The organism is Kitasatospora sp. CMC57, from assembly GCF_045866025.2.
Lineage (GTDB): Bacteria > Actinomycetota > Actinomycetes > Streptomycetales > Streptomycetaceae > Kitasatospora.
The window spans coordinates 337,758-354,050 of sequence record NZ_AP035881.2; the positions used below are offsets into that span (position 1 = coordinate 337,758).

Below are 16,293 nucleotides of genomic sequence, written 5' to 3' on the forward strand. Positions count from 1 at the left end.
ACAGTTCCCTTCACCGAGCCAGAAGACCGGACCGAGCCGGACAAGGCGACCCCGTCCGCAGTCTGACACCGCGTTGGGCCCCGGCCGGCGAGGCGCGGCGACCGTTTGCCATCCTGGGCCGATGGCAGAGTTCCCGCACCACGACCGGGTCCGGCAGAGCTACGACACGGTGGCAGAGGAGTACCGGCGCCGGATCGGCGACGAGCTCGCCCGCAAGCCGCTCGACCGCGCGCTGCTCAGGGCCCTGCTGGAGCAGACCGACCCCGGCGCCCCGGTCGCCGACCTGGGCTGCGGCCCCGGCCACGTCACCGGCTGGCTGGCCGCGCACGGCGCCCGCCCGGTCGGCATCGACCTCTCCCCCGCCATGGTCGCCCTGGCCCGCCGCGACCACCCGGAGTCCGAGTTCCGTGAGGGCGACCTGCTCCGTCTCCCGGCTGCGGACGGCGAGTTCGGCGCAGCCGTCGCCCTCTACTCGGTCATCCACCTGGAGCCGGCCGAACTGCGCCCCGCGATCGCCGAGATCCACCGCACCCTGCGCCCCGGTGGCCTGCTCCTCCTCGCCTTCCACCTCGGCACCGAGGTCAGGCACCTCACCGAGTGGTGGGACCACCGGGTCGAGGTCGACTTCCACTTCCTTGACCTCGCCACCGTCGAGCGGCTGCTCACCGGCTTCACCGTCGAAGCCCGCCTGGAACGGGCCCCCTACCCGGAGGAGGCCGAGACCCGCCGCGGCTACCTGCTCGCCCGTAGGGAGGACGACCCGCCGGTCTGACCGCCGGTGCACTCACTCCTTCCGGTACCCGTGACCGTCTGACCGTCACGTCTCCCTCCCGGCACGGGTTGAGCCGGAGTACGCAGTAGCCAGGCCCGCACCGACGGGCCACAGACGACAGGTGACGCACATGCGAACTGAGGCCGCCGAGCGGGTCGAGCTGGTCTTCTCCCTCTTCGACGCCAACGGCAACGGAGTCCTCGACTCCGACGACTTCGACCTGATGACGGACCGCGTCCTGGAGGCGGCGGTCGCCTCGGACGACGGTGCCAAGGCCGCCATCCGGGCCGCGTTCCGCCGCTACTGGACGACGCTGGCCACCGAACTGGACGCCAACGGCGACGGTGTGATCAGCGTCGAGGCGTTCCGCCCGTTCGTGCTCGATCCCGAGCGCTTCGGTCCCACCATCGCCGAGTTCGCCGAGGCGCTCTCCGCACTCGGCGACCCCGACGGGGACGGCCTGATCGAGCGCCCGCTGTTCGTGTCGCTGATGACGGCGATCGGCTTCGGGGAGGCGAACATCCACGCGCTCTTCGACGCCTTCGGCCCGGACGCCGAGGACCGCATCACCGTGGCCGCGTGGGCCAGGGGCATCGAGGAGTACTACGCCCCGGACCTGGCCGGAATCCCGGGCGACGAGCTGACGGCCGCCCGGGTCTGACCCCGTCCGTCCGTCGTCAGCTGCCCTTGTGCGCGAACACCCACCGGTTCCCCTCCAGCGCGTCGTTCGGCTCGGGGAGGGGGCCGCGTCGGTGTCGGCGGGTGAACTCGAAGGGCGTGTGCATCGAGGTGGACCAGCCCTTGGCCGTCAGGTCGCCCGCGGAGTCGGGTCGTGGTCCCAGGTCGAAGAGCCGGAGCAGGTCGATGCCGATCTGCTCCCGCGTCGCCGTGTAGATCGCGCTGTCCCGGTACGCCAGCAGGTCGTTCTCCAGCTTCGCCTCGAAGGCCAGCGCGCTGCCTGCGGTGGTCAGCCGGTCCACCGTGTCGATGAGGTCCGTCTCGGTGTGGCTCGGTAGGTAGAAGAGGAGTCCCTCGGCCAGCCAGACGCTCGGCACGGACGGGTCGAAGCCGGCGGTGGTCAGCGCGCCGACCCAGTCCGCGCGCAGGTCCACCGGTACGGGGACCCGTTTCACCCTCGGGTCGGCCGACAGGTCCGTGAGCACCTGCTGCTTGAAGGCCAGCACGCCCGCCCGGTCGATCTCGAAGACCACCGTGTCCGACGGCCAGTCCAGCCGGAAGGCGCGGGTGTCCAACCCCGCGCCCAGCAGGACCACCTGACGGGCGGTCGGACCGACCGACCGGAGCAGGAAGTCGTCGAGGACCCTGGTCCGCAGCCCGAAGTAGCGGGCGAACCGCCCCCACAGCGGGTTCGCGTCCCCGTCCGGGACCTGTGCGATGCGTACCGGCCAGGCCGCACAGGCCGGGGCGGCGCGGACGAAGTGTTCCGCGTAGACGTCCTGGGCCAGGCTGTCGTGGCGGTGGGTCTCGATCGCCCGTGCCGCGGCGACCAGGAGGGCGGTCAGGCCCACGCCTCCGTCCACGCCTTCGAGATCGGTCTGCTGGGGCGCCGTTCCGGCCATGCTTCCTCCGTGGGCGGGAGTGGGGAGTGGATTCGCGGCACTGGGCATCTCGCTCACCGTCCTGTTCCCGCCGGGAGCAGGACGGGTTTGACCACGCGGCCGGCCTCGCAGTCGCGTTCGGCCTCGTTGATGTCGGCCAGCGGATAGGTGCGGATGAGCTGGTCGAACGGGAAGCGGCCGGCCTGCCACAGCCCGGTCAGCCGGGGTATCAGCAGCCCGGGTACGGCGTCGCCCTCGCAGATGTGGCGGATGCTGCGGCCCCGGTCGAGCGTTCCCGGCTCCAGGGACAGCGCCGTGTGCAGGCGGGCCACCAGGCCGAGGCAGCCGGTGGGGCGCAGTGCTCGGAGCGCGGTGTTGATGAGCGGGGCCGAGGCCGTGGTGTCCAGGGCGTACTGCGCGCCGCCGTCGGTGAGCCGCCGGATCCGTTCGGCCAGTCCGGCCGTGTCGGCGGCAAGCGGGATCGCGCCGAACCGTTCGGCCAGGGCGAGCCGGCGGGGGTGCCGGTCGACGGCCACGGTCAGGACGCCGGCGGCGGTGGCCGCCAGCACTGCGGCCAGGCCCACGGCCCCGGCGCCGAGGACCGCCAGGGTGTCGCCGGGGCCGGCGCCGAAGGTGTTCAGCACGGCTCCGGCGCCGGTGAGGAAGCCGCAGCCGAGCGGCCCGAGCAGTTCGAGCGGCAGCGCGGGGTCGACCCGGACGGCGTTGCGGGCCGGGACGAGCGCATACTCGGCAAAGGAGGACTGGCCGAACCAGCGGGGAGCCAGCGGCCTCCCGGTCGCGTCGGTGAGTCGCGGCGGGTCCTCCTCGCGTCCTCCGTAGAGGTTGAGGGCGGCGAAGGAGTCGCAGTAGGCGGGTGCGGCGCCCCGGCAGCTCCGGCAGTGTCCGCAGGAGTCGAAGCTCAGCACCACGTGGTCACCCACGTCGATCGCGGCGTCCGGGCCACCGCCCGTCCGCATCACGACCCCGGCGCCCTCGTGGCCGAGGACGGCCGGCAACGGGCTGCGGCCGCCTGACCGCCGGACCGCGAGGTCGGTCCGGCACATCCCGGCGCCGGCGATCTCGACCAGAACCTCGCCCTCGGCGGGCTCGGTCGGCAGGCTCACCTCCTCGATGGTGAACGGGTCCTGGTACGAGCGCAGCACGGCAGCACGGAACCTCATCGTCACGCCTCCTGCGGGCGGTGGACGACGAACGGCCGGAGGTTTCCGTAGAGCCCCCAAGCTCCCCCCGCGACACCGACTCCGCTGTCCCTGATGCCCGCGAAGGGCTGGGCGAGGGAGAGTTCGGCATGGTGGTTGATCCAGGCCGTGCCGCATTCGAGCCGGTCGGCCACCGCCTCGGCCCGGTCGAGATCGGTGCCCCAGACGGAGCCGCCCAGTCCGTAGCCGGTGCTGTTGGCCGCATCGACGGCTTCGTCCAGACTCCGGTACGGCAGCACCGGCAGCACCGGTCCGAACTGCTCCTCCGTCACCACCCGGCTGCCGGGCGGGACGTCGGTGAGGATCGTGGGAGCGAAGAAGTACCCCGGCCCGTCCAGCCGGTGGCCGCCGGCCGCTGCCCGGGCGCCGTCCGCCAGGGCCTGCTCCGTGACCTCTCCGACCCGGGCCAGCTGGGCGGCGTTGTTGACCGGACCGAGCCGGGTGTCGGGGTCGAGGCCGGGCCCGACCGCGACGCTCTTCGCGCGCTGGGCGAGGGCTTCGACCACCTCGGCGTGGAGCCGGGCCGGGACGTAGACCCGTTTGACCGCCATGCAGACCTGCCCGCAGTTGCGGAACGCCGCCCAGAACAGCCGGTCCGCGATCCGCTCCACGTCGACGTCGTCCAGCAGGACCGCGGCGTCGTTGCCTCCCAGCTCCAGGGTGACCCGGGCGAGCGAGGCCGCGGCCGCTGACGCGACGGCCCGCCCGGTGGGCACCGAACCGGTGAAGGTGACATGGCGGATGCCCGGGTGGGACGCGAGACGGGCACCGAGTGGCTCCCGGCCGGTGACCACGGTCAGGACGTCCTCGGGCAGGACGGTGGCGAGGACGGAGCCGAGCAGCCGGGTCGACAGCGGAGTGAGCGGCGAGGGTTTCAGCACCACGGTGTTTCCCGCCGCGAGCGCGGGCGCGAACTTCGCCGCGGCCAGCTGGAGCGGGAAGTTCCACGGCACGATCGCGGCGACCGGCCCGAGGGAACGCCAGCGGATTTCGCTGCGCACCGGGCGGCCGTCGTCGATCCGGCGGGTCCGGGGCGCCAGGTCGGCGAAGTACCGCAGGCGGGCCGCGGTACGGGCGACCTCCGCGGACGACTCGGCCAGCGGCTTGCCCTGCTCCCGGGTGAGCAGCCGCGCGAGGCCGTCGCCGGCCGCCTCGACGGCGTCGGCCGCGCCGCGCAACGCCGTCGCCCGGACGGCGGGGTCGGCGCGCCAGCCCCGCCAGGCCCGTTCGGCGCGGGCCACCACCTCGTCCAACTCCCCCGGCTGCTGGTCGGGGGCCTCGCCGAAGGTCTCCCCGGTGGCCGGATCGACGACGGAGAACCGCGCGGCCCGGCGTCCGGGGACGCTGCCCCCCTCGGGTGTCGGCATGCCGGTGGTCAGCTCTGGGCGGGGACGCCGACGGCGTACTCCCGGGCCTGCCGGTCCATCTCCGCGCGGAAGGCCGCCACCAGCTCCGGCCGGATCCGCCCGGCGTTGCGGTCCCCGCCCTCGCAGACCGCTCCCCGCACGCCCACGATGTCGGTGCCCATCCGGGTCAGCGGGCCGAGGTCGACCTGCCGGACGCTGCCCGCGAGGGCCGCGAGCAGACCGGCGGCGTGGGCCCGCCGTACGAACTCGGCGCAGACGTCCGGGGGCACGTGGTCGAACAGCCGCGTCCCGTCCTTGACGGCGGTGTCGAGCATGGCCGCGTCGGCACCCGAGCGGGCCGCGATGTCGGGCAGGGCGAGCGGGTTGACGCAGCCGATCCGGTGGGCGTCGGCGTAGCCGGAGGCGACCACGAGCGCGTCGGGACGGTGGTCCTTCACCGCCCGGACGACCGCACGCATGACCTCGATGGCCTGGTTGGGCGTCGTGCACCCGTAGAGGCCGACCTTGATGTACGTGGCGCCGGAGACGACCGCGCCGAGCGCGGCCTGCGCGACCGTGCCCGGCTTGTACGGGACGTCGCCCACGGTGGCGGACACCGGCTTGTCCGCCGGCACCGCGTCGCGGATCTCCCTGATGACCCAAGGGAAGTTGGCGCCGAGCGAGCCCTCGTCGGGCTTCTTGACGTCGACGATGTCGAGGTGCTCCGCCGCCTTCACGCAGTCGAGGGCTTCCTCGACACTGTCCGGGGAGATGAGAAGCAACACCACGAGCTCCTTCCGCCGCATGCCCACCTGGGTACGCTCATCATTTCCGCCACCCGCGGTCACCGGTAGGGCGCGAAGAGTTCCCACGGGGCGCTCGGCTCACGGGCGGTGCGCCGTGCATACGGGGACGAACCATCCCATCGTCAGCTGACGGGAGGTCAGGCGGGGTGACCCGCCTCGATGTCGTGGGCGTCGTGGAAGGCGAGCGGCTTGCCGTCGGTGTCGGCCGACCCGGCGATCGGGGCGAGCGAGAAGCCCACGTGGTCCCCCCAGTCCGCCCGGTGCTCGATGCGGCCCGCGAACCAGGCGAGCGCCTCCGTCAGGACGGGCGTCCCGTTCGGCCCGGGGCTCCACGGGACCTGGCCGAACTTGTCCCGCTCATCGCCGGTCTCACCGCCGAACAGCTGGGCCAGGTCATGTCGGTGCGACGGCAGCAGGTGCACGACGAGCAGTTCCGCGTCGCGCGCGACCCGGTACGTGTGGTTCGCCTTGGAGAGCCACACCGCGAACCGGGCCGGCTCCAGGGAGCACTGACCGGCGAATCCCACCAGGCAGCCGCCGCGTTCCTCTCCCGCGACGGCGGTCACCACGTACATGGGGTAGTCCAGCAACTCCACGAAAGCGTCGAACTCAGTCATCGTCCTGCCCTTCGCCACCGACCGCACCGACCTCGGAACCCCGATTCTGCGCTTCGCGCGACGAGACTGCGGGGAGGCCGGTCCGCCGACTGCTCCGCGCCGGGCCGACAGGTGGACAACCACCGCGAGAATCAAGGGACTTGACGCTCGCAGCCGGTTTGCCGGAGCGGATCCGGGCAAGGCGGGAACACATGAGAGGCATGAATTCGGCCATCAGAGCAGTGGCCCACATCGTCGCAGGCATCCTGGTCATCTGGATCTTCATGGATCTGCTCGGCGCCAGCCGGGGGAACACCCTCGTCACCTGGTTCCACTCGGCCGCCGACTGGCTCGCCGACTGGTCGCGCGGGCTCTTCACGGTCTCCGACCACGCGCTGCAAGTGGTCCTGGACTACGGAATCCCGGCGGTCGTCTACGTCGTGATCGGAAACCTCGCCGCCCGCCGGGCGGCCAACTGACCGGCGCCACAGGACCGATAGGGTGGAATCCACCGTTGTGCGGGAGTTCGAGACGATTTACGGGGTAGGCGGGCCCGCATGCGAGCTCTCATCATCAACTGCACCCTGAAGCCGTCCCCCGAACCGTCCAACACCGAGGCACTGGCGTCCGTGGTGGGCGCGGAGCTGACCTCACGAGGAGTGGAGGTCGCCACGGTCCGGGCGGTCGACCTCAATCTGCTGCCGGGCGTGAAGACCGACGAGGGCGCCGGGGACGACTGGCCCGGCGTCCACGAGAAACTGCTGGCGGCGGACATCCTGGTCATCGCCTCCCCGACCTGGGTGGGCCGTCCGTCCTCCGTGGCGCAGCGGGTGCTGGAACGGATGGACGCGATGATCTCCGAGACCGACGACGACCGGCCGGTGGCGTACGGCCGGGTGGCCGGGGTGGTGGTGACCGGCAACGAGGACGGCGCCCACCACGTGATCAGTGAGATCTGCGGCGGCCTGGTCGACATCGGCTACACCATCCCCGCCCAGGCCTGGACCTACTGGCACCTCGGCCCTGGCCCCGGCCCCGACTACCTGGACGAGGACCGCGGCCACGAGTGGGCCCACCGCACCGGCCGCACCATGGCCGCCAACCTCCACCACGTCGCCTCCGCGCTCACCGGCCGCCCCTGGCCCGTGCCCGCCTCCTGACGACGCGTAGACGCATGGACGCATAAGGGAGAGGCCCCGACCGGCAGATCTGCCGGTCGGGGCCTCTCCCTTATGCGTCGTCACCAGCGGTACCAGCGGCCCCGGCTCCCGGACGCACTCGTGCCACGCGCGACGAAGCCCAGCAGCCACACGACCAGTACGATCACCGCGACCCACCACAGTGCCTTCAGTGCGAAGCCCGCGCCGAAGAGCAGCAGGGCCAGTAGCAGGACCAGAAGAAGCGGAACCATCAGAACCTCCACGGACGATGACTAGTGGCGGACCCGTGGCAACGGGTCGCACCGTGCAGCCTCGTGTGCCCCGCTTCCGTGGGCTCACTCCCCCGGCGGAACCGTCCCAGCGGAGTTGAGCTCCCGTCAGACAGCCCCTAGCCGACACTGAACGCGCCCTCCGGCGGAGGCGGCGAGTCGGTGGCGGTCGCGTCGGTGACGGGGGCGGTGCGGCCGACCAGGCGGGAGAGTTCGGTCTCGTCGCAGAGCCGGGCCGGAAAGACGTCGGCGGCCAGCGCGCGGGTCAGTTCCGCCACCGGGAGCGGCCGGTCGGAGCCGACCAGCAGGACGTTGCCGTAGCGACGGCCCCGCAGCATCGAGGGTTCGGCGGCCAGGCAGACGTACGGGAAGACCGCACGGACGGTGGCGGCCTGTGCCTTGGCGAAGGCCAGCGGCGGACCGTCGGCCAGGTTGGCCGCGTAGCAGCCGCCGGGGCGCAGCGCGGCGGCCGCCAGCCGGACGAACTCCACCGAGGTGAGCCGCCCGGGCGTCCGGGAGCCGTGGAAGACGTCGGCGACCACGGCGTCCACCGACCCGGCCGCGGTGGCGGCCAGCGCTTCGCGGGCGTCACCGACCTGCACCTCGATGCCGTCCGGCCAGGGCAGCTGATCGGCGATCAACTCGACCAGCGGCCCGTCCAGCTCGACCACCCGCTGTCCGGAGCCGGGCCGGGTGGCGGCCAGGTAGCGCGGCACGGTGAGCGCGCCGCCGCCCAGGTGCAGGACGTCCAGCGGCTGCCCTGCGGGGGCGACGGCGTCCAGCAGGTGGGCGATCCGCTGGGTGTACTCGAACTCGAGGTGGGTCGGGTCGGCCAGGTCGACGTACGACTGCGGCGTGCCGTCCAGGGTCAGCAGCCAGCCGTCGTCGCAGTCCAGATCGGGCATCAGCTTCGCCGTGCCGAGCCCGACCGCCCGCTCGACCGGCAGCCGGTCCTCGGGGCTCATGCGGTACCTCCGGTCAGGGTGTCTGTCGGCATGTCCGCAGCATAGGCCCGCCGGAGGGCCGGTCCCCGCGCCCGGGACTACCGGCCGGTAGAGTCGGGGGTCGGTGGTCCTGCCACGGCAGGTCGGAGCAGAGGTTGGGTGCCGCAGTGGAGTTCCGAGAAGACATCCTGGGTGCGCCGTACGAGGCGGCCGAGCTGCCGCTGGCGCCCGACGAGGAGGGCGCGGTCAGCGCGACCCTGGTCCGGCGGCTGGTGCCGGGCTCGCAGCGGGCGGTGCTCTACCTGCACGGCTACACCGACTACTTCTTCCAGACCAACCTGGCCGACCACTTCGTCGCCGCCGGTTTCTCCTTCTACGCGCTGGACCTGCGCAAGTACGGCCGCTCGCTGAGGCCCCACCAGTCCCCGAACTTCGTCCGGGACCTGTCGGCCTACGACGAGGAGCTCGACGCGGCCGTCCGGATCATCCGCGAACAGGACGGCCACACCCGGCTGCTGGTCAACGGGCACTCCACCGGCGGTCTGGTCGCCGCCCTGTGGGCCTCCCGGCGGGCCGGGCGGGGCCTGGTCGACGGGCTCTTCCTCAACAGCCCGTTCCTGGCCATGCCCACCGCCCCCGCGCTGCGCACCCTGGGCGCGCCCGCCCTGGAGGCGCTCGGCCGCTTCGCCGCACTGCGCAAGCTGCCCGCGCCGCTCAACCCGCACTACGTGCACAGCCTGCACCGCGACCACCGGGGCAGCTGGGACTTCGACCTCGCGCTCAAGCCCGCCGAGGGTTTCCCGCTGTACGCCGGCTGGCTGGCCGCGATCCAGCGCGGCCACCGCGAGGTCCGGCGGAGCCTGCGGGTGGACTGCCCGGTGCTGCTGATGGCCTCCACCGCCTCGACCGTCACCACCAAGTGGGATCCGGCGCTGCTGCACACCGACGCGGTGCTGCGCGCGGACGACATCGCGGCGCTCGCGCCCCGGCTCGGCCGCCACGTCACCACCGTCCGGATCGACGGCGGGATGCACGACCTGGTGCTGTCCGGGGAGACCGCCCGGGCCCGGGTCTTCTCCGAACTCGATCGCTGGATGGACGCCTACTTCCCCCCGCCGTCCGGCTGATCCGCCGCCCTGACCAGCCCCGCCACGTGGTCGGTGACCAGGTCGAGCACCTCCGCCGCCACCTCCGCGTCTCCGAGCACCAGGTAGTTGACGGTCAGTCCGTCGGTCATGGCCGCCAGATAGCTCGCCAACACCCCGACCGGGACGAGCAGTTCGGCGCCGGTGCGCTTGCCGGCCTCCTCGATCAGCTCGCGGTAGGTCTCGGTGTAGAGCTCGTACTGCCGCCGGGCCAGGTGCTCGAAGCCGGGCTGGCGCAGGGCGTACTGGGTGAGCTCGTAGGTCAGCATGTGCTCGGCCGGGTTGGCCGCCACGTGCTCCCAGTAGGCCCGGAAGCCGGCCCGCACGGTCTCGCGGAGGGTGGCCTGCGGCTGGATCGCGCCCCGCACCATGGTGACCGAGTGCTCGGTGATGGTCGTGATGACGGACTCCAGCAGGGCCTGCTTGGAGTCGAAGCAGTAGTGGAAGACGCTCAGCGACAGACCCGCCTCGGCGACGATCGAGCGGGTCGTGGTCCGGGCCACGCCGTCCCGGGTCATCGCCCGGATCGCGGCCTCGGTGAGCTGCCGGCGCCGGTCGGCGGACGGCATCCGTGCCATGGGTGGTGCTCCCCTCCGTACTGGAAGATGGCCGACCGGACCGGCCGAGGGCCGGTCCGGTCGCGAGCCGTCAGGTGCTGTACACGCCGACGTCGTACAGCGAGTAGCCCCACTGGGTGCCGCGCTGCAGCCCGTGCACCCGGATCTGCCGGGCCGGCACCCCGGCGAACTGCGCGGTGTCCAGGCCGCCGTCCCCGGTCGTCGTCGACCAGACGGACTGCCAGGTGGTCCCGTCCGTGGAGACCTCGATCCGGTACGCCTTCCCGTACGCCCGCTCCCAGGCCAGCGTGACCCGCTTGACCAGCTGCTCGGAGCCCAGGTCGATCTGCAGCCACTGGTCGTCGCTCCAGTCGCTGGCCCAGCGGCTGCCCCCGTCGCCGTCCACGGCCCGGCCGGGCGCGTAGCTGGTGAACGGGTTCGACTCGGCCGAGCTGGCCGTGGCGGTCGAGTCCGCGGCCAGGTTGACTCCGGCCCGGTGCTGCTCGGTGGCGCCCCAGGTGTGCAGGTAGGACTCCGCGCCGCGGAACAGGTCATCCACCACACCCTGGCCGCCGACCTGCCGGATGTCCTCGATCCAGTCGGGCACCAGGCCGTAGTGCGCGGCCCCGTCGGTGTTGATGTCCCAGGTGCGCTGCCCGGCCGTCTGACGGTCGATCACCGAACCGCCGTCCACGCTCCGGAAGGGGTACTGCACCGGGTTGGCGGTGTTGGCACCGCGCGGTCCGGGCCAGCCGCCGACTCCGTTCATGTCGGTGCCGTAGCCGTAGCCGACGCCGTACTTGTCCCGCAGGGCGTCGGTGCGCTTGGCCTCGGCGCTGAACGCCTCGGCACCGTTCATGTACTGGGCGACGAAACCGCCGAGCTTGTAGACCCGCTCGATCCAGTCCAGGTCCATCCAGCTGTGCGAGGAGAGCGCGCCCGGGTACGACTCGGTCTCCATGATGTCGAAGGCGCGGCCGGCCGCCTTGACGCTCATGTGGTCGATCTCCAGCATCATCTTGCGTTTCATCATGCCGCGGACCGCGTACTCGCCGAGCTCGGTCAGACCGCGCGCGTTGCACTGCGCGTCGGCGGCGTACGAGGGCACGCTCACCCCGGCCGGCAGGTCCTGCTGCGCGTTCGGCGCCGGGACCAGGCCGATCGGGTTGTCGTGCTGCGGGCCCGCGCACTTCTCGGTCTGCCAGAAGGTGCCGGTGGACAGGAACTGGCCGACGTTGATCGCCGTACCGAGCGCGCCCTCGTCGAACCGGACCCCGCACAGCGCGTTGTCGAGCTTGTGGCAGAGGAACATGCTGCGCACCCCGAGCCCGTACAGCTCGTCCAGCCCCCGGTCGATGTCGGCCTTGCTGCACTGTCCGACGTCCAGGATCTGCTTGCAGCCGAACGGCTCGGAGGTCTCGACCCCCAGCACCACCGCCAACTTGCCCTGCTGGACGACCTGTCGGGCCTGCGCGGAGTCCGTGACGATCCGGAACCAGCCCTTGCCCGGGCCGCCGTACATGGTGTCGATGTACGCCTGCATCTCGTACGTCTTCTGGGCCTGCAACCGGATCGAGGTCATCTCGTCGCAGCTGCGGTCCTTGAAGAAGTAGACCGAGCAGATCACGCCGTTGGTGACCAGGTCGTTGACCAGCACCCGCTCTCCGCCGCGCCAGGCGCGCTCGACCCAGGCGTAGTAGTTCTGCTGGTGGGTCATCGAGTCGTGCGCGGGCCAGTCCTTGAAGGTCGGCCAGCCGACCGGGTCGTGCCGGCCGTCGCCGCCCTTGGTGATCATGTCGAAGACCGCCAGTGAACCGTCGGGGTAGTGCTCCGGACAGTCCTTCAGCGCGTCGGCGACGCCGAGTTGGGAGAACGGCTTGCCGCAGATCAGCCGGCCGCCGAACGCCTCGTTGGACATCAGGTGGTTGTGCGCGTCGACGAATCCCCGGACCTGGCCCTTGGCGTCCGTCCCCTGGAAGGGCGCGCCGGTCACGTTGATCCCGGAGTCGGGCGTCGGGCGGGCGGTCGGCGTCCACCAGTCGGACTGGGCCGCCGCCCCTGGCATCGGGCCCAGCGCCATCGCCACCAGGGCGAGGAGCAAGGAGAGGACCGCGAGGAGTCTGTGCCTGCTGTGCGCGTGTCGAGTCATGATCACCACTCAGTCGTGTTGCGCGTGCACGGTGTCACGAGAATCCCGACTGTTGGACTCCGAGTCAACAGTCCGGGACAACTGACCTGATAACTCGTCACTGTCGCCAACTCCGGCACAAGGCAAGCGAAGTGGGAACCCCTACTCCTCGTCCCGGCCCGCGGTCCCGCGCGGACGGCCCGCCGTCCCGCGCAGCACCGAGACGACGCCGAGACCCGCCGCGCAGAGCGGGACCGCCAGCAGCGCACCGAGGATGCCGGCCACGCCCGAGCCCGCCACCACGGCGAACATGATGGTGGCCGGGTGCAGTTCGACCGTCCGGCTCTGGATCACCGGCTGCAGGATGTTGCCCTCGATCATCTGCACGGTCAGCACGACGCCCAGCGTCCAGAGCGCGGTCGCCAGGCCGCCGTCGGCCAGCGCGACCAGCACCGCGACGGTGCCGGAGAGGAAGGCCCCGACGAACGGGATGTACGCGCCCATGAAGACCAGCGCACCCAGCCCGGGCGCCCCCGGCACACCGAGGATCAACAGGCCGACGGTGATGAAGGTGGCGTCGATCAGGGCGATCAGCGTGGTGCCCCGCATGAAACCGGCCATCGCCCTGAACGCCTGTTCGCCACAGGCCACCACCGTCCCGGCCTGCCGGGCCGGCAGCATCGAGCGGACCAGGTCACCGCTGCGGTGGCCGTCCCGGAGGAAGAAGAACACCAGGGCCAGCGACAGCACCGCACCGGTGATCGCCTGGGTCGCGAGATCGAGCCCGGAGAGCACGCCGCTGGCCAGCGAACCGACCAGCGAACTGCCGGTGCCGGCCGACTGGGAGAGCGCGAACTGAAGCTTCTCGCCGACCGGACCGAGCCAGTCGGCCAGCTGGTCGCCCGCGTCGCGCAGCGCTGCCGCGATCTGCGGGGCGCTGTGCACCAGGGAGTTGGTCAGGATTCCGAGCACTCCGCATACCACCAGCACCAGCACCGCACAGGTCAGCCCGGCCGCCGTACCGCGCTTGACCCCGCGCCCGACCAGCCAGGGCATCACCGGCTGGAGCAGGGCGGTGGCCAGCAGCGAGAGGACCATCGGGATGGTGGCGGCGCGCAGCGCGACGAAGGCGTACACCACCAGGGTCGCCACCGCGATGAACAGGATGACCGCGAGCGACCAGGCGGCGGTCGCCCGGACTGCCGGGGGGAGCATCTGCTGCGCCGGGCGGCGGTCCTCCGGTGGCAGCTCGGTCCACGCGGGCTCCGCTGACATTCGGCCTCCGTCCCGGCGCTGCTGGTGATCAGCTCATCTGAGCACAGGACCTGACGAAACGTCCGTTTCGGCACACCTTGGCGGCTACCGCTCCAGCGCCCGGCGCAACAGCGCGATCCGGTTACTGGTGATCGAGGCCACCCCGGCCCGGCGCAGCCGGGCCATGGTCCGCCGCCGGTCCGCCGTCCAGGCGCTGATGGCCAGTCCGGCACCGGCGGCCTCGGCCACGTACCCGGCGTCCACCAGGCCGAACGGCGGGTTGAGGTAGCGCGGCCGGAGGTCGGCCAGCAGGGCCGGGACGGGCATCCGGGGCAGCTTCCAGGTGAGCGACAGCTCGGCCTCCGGGTCCAGCGCCCGGACGGCGAGCATCGCCCCGACCGGGCCGCAGTAGCCGACCAGCCGTTCGGCGCCGAGCCCGGCCACCACGGCGTGCGCGGCGGCGGCCGGCCCGGGGTCGTCCAGGTCGACCAGCAGCCGGGCGCCCGGGTGTTCGGCCACCGCCTTGACCGCCTCGGCCAGCGTCGGGATCCGCAGCCCCGGGCCGCCGATCTGCTCCAGCTCGGCCAGGGTGACCCGGCGGACCGGGCGCGGGTCGCCCCAGAGCCGGTCCAGGGTGAGGTCGTGCAGCAGCACCGGGACGCCGTCCCGGGTCAGCTGGACGTCCACCTCGACCGCGTCGGCCCCGGCGGCGAGCGCCGACTCGACCGAGGGCAGGGTGTTCTCCCGGTGGCGGTACGGGTCGCCCCGGTGGGCGACGGCGAGCACCTGGTGAGGCATCGTCAGCTCCGCTCGACCACGACGTTGGTGGACTTGATCACGGCGGTGGCCGGGGCGCCCGGCACCAGGTTCAGCTCCTCGGCGGACTCCCGGCTGATCAGCGAGACCACCCGGAACGGACCGGCCTGGATCTCCACCTGCGCGGCCACGTCACCGAGCACCACGTTCGTCACGATGCCGGGGAACCGGTTCCTGGCCGACGAAGGACGGCCCTCCGGCTCGGCGTTCTCCGGCTTGGCCAGCTCACGGGCGAAGGCGGCCAGCTCGGCCCCGGCGACGATCCGGTGCCCGTGCTCGTCCCGCTCGGCGGCCAGCCGTCCGGCGTCCACCCAGCGGCGCACGGTGTCGGCGCTGACACCCAGCATCGCGGCGGCCTCGCCGATGCGGTACGGATTGACCGGCCGGTCGGCCTGGCCCATGGCTGCTCCCGTGTGCTGCTGCTCGTGGCTGTCGCCGCCATCCTGCCGCATCGGGGCGCTGGTCAGCCAACGACCCGTCAGCCGCCCTCCGGCACCGCCCCCTGTCAGGGCTCGCCGAACAGGTCCCGCCGGACCGCGTCGCCCGCCGTCAGCACCGCCCCGGCGAGCACCGCCCCGCCTCCGGCCGCTCCCGCCCGCACCTCGGTCCGGAACGGTGACAGACCGGCCAGCCGTCGTTCCACCAGCGCGGCCAGCGCGGCGCCACCGGCCCGGCCGATCTCACCACCGAGCACCACGCAGCCGGGGTCGATCACCACGCAGACGGCGGCCACCCCGACGGCGATCCGCTCGGCCAGCTCGTCCAGGAAGGCCGTCGCGCCCGTCTTCAGGGCGAGCCTCAGCGCCCCCTCCGCCTGCTCGACCGGGCCGCCCTCGGGGACGGCCAGCCCGTGCGTCCTGGCCAGCTCGCAGATCGCCGCGGCGGCCACCAGCGAGTGGAAGCCGCCGTCGCACCCCACCGCATTGGGCAGCATGCCGGTACCGGGGACCGGCAGGAAGCCGATCTCCCCGGTGCCGCCGGACGCACCCCGGCGCAGCCGGCCGTTCAGCACCACCGAGGCGCCGACGCCGTGGCCGAGCCAGAGCAGCACGAAGTCCTCCCGGCCCTGCGCGGCGCCGATCCGGTGCTCGGCTATCCCGGCCAGGTTGACCTCGTTCTCCAGGATCACCTCGGTCTCCGGCCACGCCCGGAGCGCTTCCAGCAGCTCGGCGTGCCAGCGCGGCAGTTGGCCGGAGTTGTTCAGCACCCCGGTGGCCGGGTCGACCATCCCGGGGGCGCCGACCGCGACGGTGTGCAGCTGCCCGGCCCCGACCCGCGCGGCGGCGTCGAGCAGCGCTTGGACGGTGCGCTCGACCAGGTCCCCGCCGTGCCCGGGGCCGGCCGGGATTTCGGCGGTGGCCAGCGTACGGCCGGTCAGGTCGGCGATCACCAGTGAGACCCCGGTGGAGCGGACGTCGATGGCTCCCAGGTGCGCGCGGTCGGCCACCAGCGCGTACAGCCGGGCGTTCGGGCCGCGCCGCTGCTCACCGCTCTCGCCGGCCACGGCCACCAGTCCCCCGCGCTGCAACCGCTCCAGCAGATCGGCCACGGTGGGACGGGACAGACCGGTCAGGGTCCGCAGTTCGGGCGCGGTGAGAGGGCCGTGGGCGAGCAGTAGCTCCAGGGCCAGTCGGTCGTTGATGGCACGGGCGGTGCTCGGCGTGGCCGTGCGCGCGATGGTCATGAGGAGGCATCCTTCCAGAGCTATCTATCAGGGTACC

At 72.6% G+C, this 16,293-nt stretch carries 18 protein-coding genes; 5 read left to right on the forward strand and 13 right to left on the reverse strand.

All coding sequences use genetic code 11. The features are described 5' to 3' along the window. Positions 1-121 precede the first annotated feature (121 nt). The gene (locus ACKUU6_RS01570; RefSeq protein WP_407986549.1) at positions 122-772 is read left to right on the forward strand and encodes a class I SAM-dependent methyltransferase; all 651 of its coding nucleotides are present in this window, start codon (positions 122-124) and stop codon (positions 770-772) included. A 130-nt stretch (positions 773-902) separates the two neighbouring features. Next, positions 903-1,433 (forward strand): EF-hand domain-containing protein, encoded by a 531-nt coding sequence (locus tag ACKUU6_RS01575; RefSeq protein ID WP_407986550.1) that lies wholly within the window; start codon positions 903-905, stop codon positions 1,431-1,433. A gap of 16 nt (positions 1,434-1,449) precedes the next feature. On the opposite strand, the gene ACKUU6_RS01580 is transcribed toward ACKUU6_RS01575, so the two are convergent. From ACKUU6_RS01580 to ACKUU6_RS01600, 5 genes are all read right to left on the reverse strand, one after another. Further along, entirely contained in the window at positions 1,450-2,352 is a 903-nt protein-coding gene (locus ACKUU6_RS01580; protein WP_407986551.1) for an SAM-dependent methyltransferase, read from the reverse strand. 53 nt (positions 2,353-2,405) lie between these two features. Then, on the reverse strand, positions 2,406-3,512 hold the full coding sequence (locus ACKUU6_RS01585; RefSeq protein ID WP_407986552.1) for an alcohol dehydrogenase catalytic domain-containing protein: 1,107 nt from the start codon (positions 3,510-3,512) through the stop codon (positions 2,406-2,408). A 2-nt stretch (positions 3,513-3,514) separates the two neighbouring features. Continuing rightward, on the reverse strand, positions 3,515-4,918 hold the full coding sequence (locus ACKUU6_RS01590) for an aldehyde dehydrogenase family protein (protein ID WP_407986553.1): 1,404 nt from the start codon (positions 4,916-4,918) through the stop codon (positions 3,515-3,517). A gap of 8 nt (positions 4,919-4,926) precedes the next feature. Beyond that, the gene (locus ACKUU6_RS01595; protein WP_407986554.1) at positions 4,927-5,682 is read right to left on the reverse strand and encodes a (5-formylfuran-3-yl)methyl phosphate synthase; all 756 of its coding nucleotides are present in this window, start codon (positions 5,680-5,682) and stop codon (positions 4,927-4,929) included. A gap of 158 nt (positions 5,683-5,840) precedes the next feature. Then, positions 5,841-6,320 (reverse strand): flavin reductase family protein, encoded by a 480-nt coding sequence (locus tag ACKUU6_RS01600; RefSeq protein WP_407986555.1) that lies wholly within the window; start codon positions 6,318-6,320, stop codon positions 5,841-5,843. Positions 6,321-6,511: 191 nt separating this feature from the next. On the opposite strand from ACKUU6_RS01600, the gene ACKUU6_RS01605 reads away from it, so the two are divergent. Together ACKUU6_RS01605 and ACKUU6_RS01610 are read left to right on the forward strand one after the other, a co-directional pair. Further along, positions 6,512-6,778, forward strand: a complete 267-nt coding sequence (locus tag ACKUU6_RS01605) for a hypothetical protein (RefSeq protein ID WP_407986556.1) — start codon at positions 6,512-6,514, stop codon at positions 6,776-6,778. Between the two features lie 78 nt (positions 6,779-6,856). Then, positions 6,857-7,459, forward strand: coding sequence for a flavodoxin family protein (locus ACKUU6_RS01610; protein WP_407986557.1), 603 nt, complete (start codon positions 6,857-6,859; stop codon positions 7,457-7,459). Between the two features lie 80 nt (positions 7,460-7,539). Here the strand turns inward: ACKUU6_RS01610 and ACKUU6_RS01615 are convergent, their stop codons facing one another. After that, the gene (locus ACKUU6_RS01615; RefSeq protein ID WP_407986558.1) at positions 7,540-7,710 is read right to left on the reverse strand and encodes a hydrophobic protein; all 171 of its coding nucleotides are present in this window, start codon (positions 7,708-7,710) and stop codon (positions 7,540-7,542) included. 137 nt (positions 7,711-7,847) lie between these two features. After that, positions 7,848-8,693, reverse strand: coding sequence for a spermidine synthase (locus ACKUU6_RS01620; RefSeq protein WP_407986559.1), 846 nt, complete (start codon positions 8,691-8,693; stop codon positions 7,848-7,850). 146 nt (positions 8,694-8,839) lie between these two features. Here ACKUU6_RS01620 and ACKUU6_RS01625 point away from each other — a divergent pair, with 146 nt between their 5' ends. After that, positions 8,840-9,799 (forward strand): alpha/beta hydrolase, encoded by a 960-nt coding sequence (locus ACKUU6_RS01625; protein ID WP_407986560.1) that lies wholly within the window; start codon positions 8,840-8,842, stop codon positions 9,797-9,799. Here the strand turns inward: ACKUU6_RS01625 and ACKUU6_RS01630 are convergent. The 6 genes from ACKUU6_RS01630 to ACKUU6_RS01655 all read right to left on the reverse strand — a co-directional run bounded on the left by ACKUU6_RS01630 (position 9,775) and on the right by ACKUU6_RS01655 (position 16,256). Then, complete coding sequence (locus ACKUU6_RS01630; RefSeq protein WP_407986562.1) at positions 9,775-10,395, reverse strand: TetR/AcrR family transcriptional regulator; 621 nt, start codon at positions 10,393-10,395, stop codon at positions 9,775-9,777. The two genes, ACKUU6_RS01625 and ACKUU6_RS01630, sit on opposite strands and share 25 nt — an antisense overlap. Before the next feature lie 70 nt (positions 10,396-10,465). After that, positions 10,466-12,454: a discoidin domain-containing protein gene (locus tag ACKUU6_RS01635; RefSeq protein ID WP_407992016.1), complete on the reverse strand. Its 1,989-nt coding sequence runs from the start codon at positions 12,452-12,454 to the stop codon at positions 10,466-10,468. A gap of 210 nt (positions 12,455-12,664) precedes the next feature. Continuing rightward, positions 12,665-13,777, reverse strand: coding sequence for an AI-2E family transporter (locus ACKUU6_RS01640; protein ID WP_407986563.1), 1,113 nt, complete (start codon positions 13,775-13,777; stop codon positions 12,665-12,667). 84 nt (positions 13,778-13,861) lie between these two features. Then, entirely contained in the window at positions 13,862-14,554 is a 693-nt protein-coding gene (locus tag ACKUU6_RS01645; protein ID WP_407986564.1) for a glycerophosphodiester phosphodiesterase, read from the reverse strand. A gap of 2 nt (positions 14,555-14,556) precedes the next feature. Then, positions 14,557-14,973 carry a TOBE domain-containing protein gene (locus ACKUU6_RS01650; protein ID WP_407992017.1) on the reverse strand — a complete coding sequence of 139 codons (417 nt, stop codon included), beginning with the start codon at positions 14,971-14,973 and terminating at the stop codon, positions 14,557-14,559. Between the two features lie 104 nt (positions 14,974-15,077). Further along, on the reverse strand, positions 15,078-16,256 hold the full coding sequence (locus tag ACKUU6_RS01655) for an ROK family transcriptional regulator (RefSeq protein ID WP_407986566.1): 1,179 nt from the start codon (positions 16,254-16,256) through the stop codon (positions 15,078-15,080). Between the last annotated feature and the right edge of the window lie 37 nt (positions 16,257-16,293).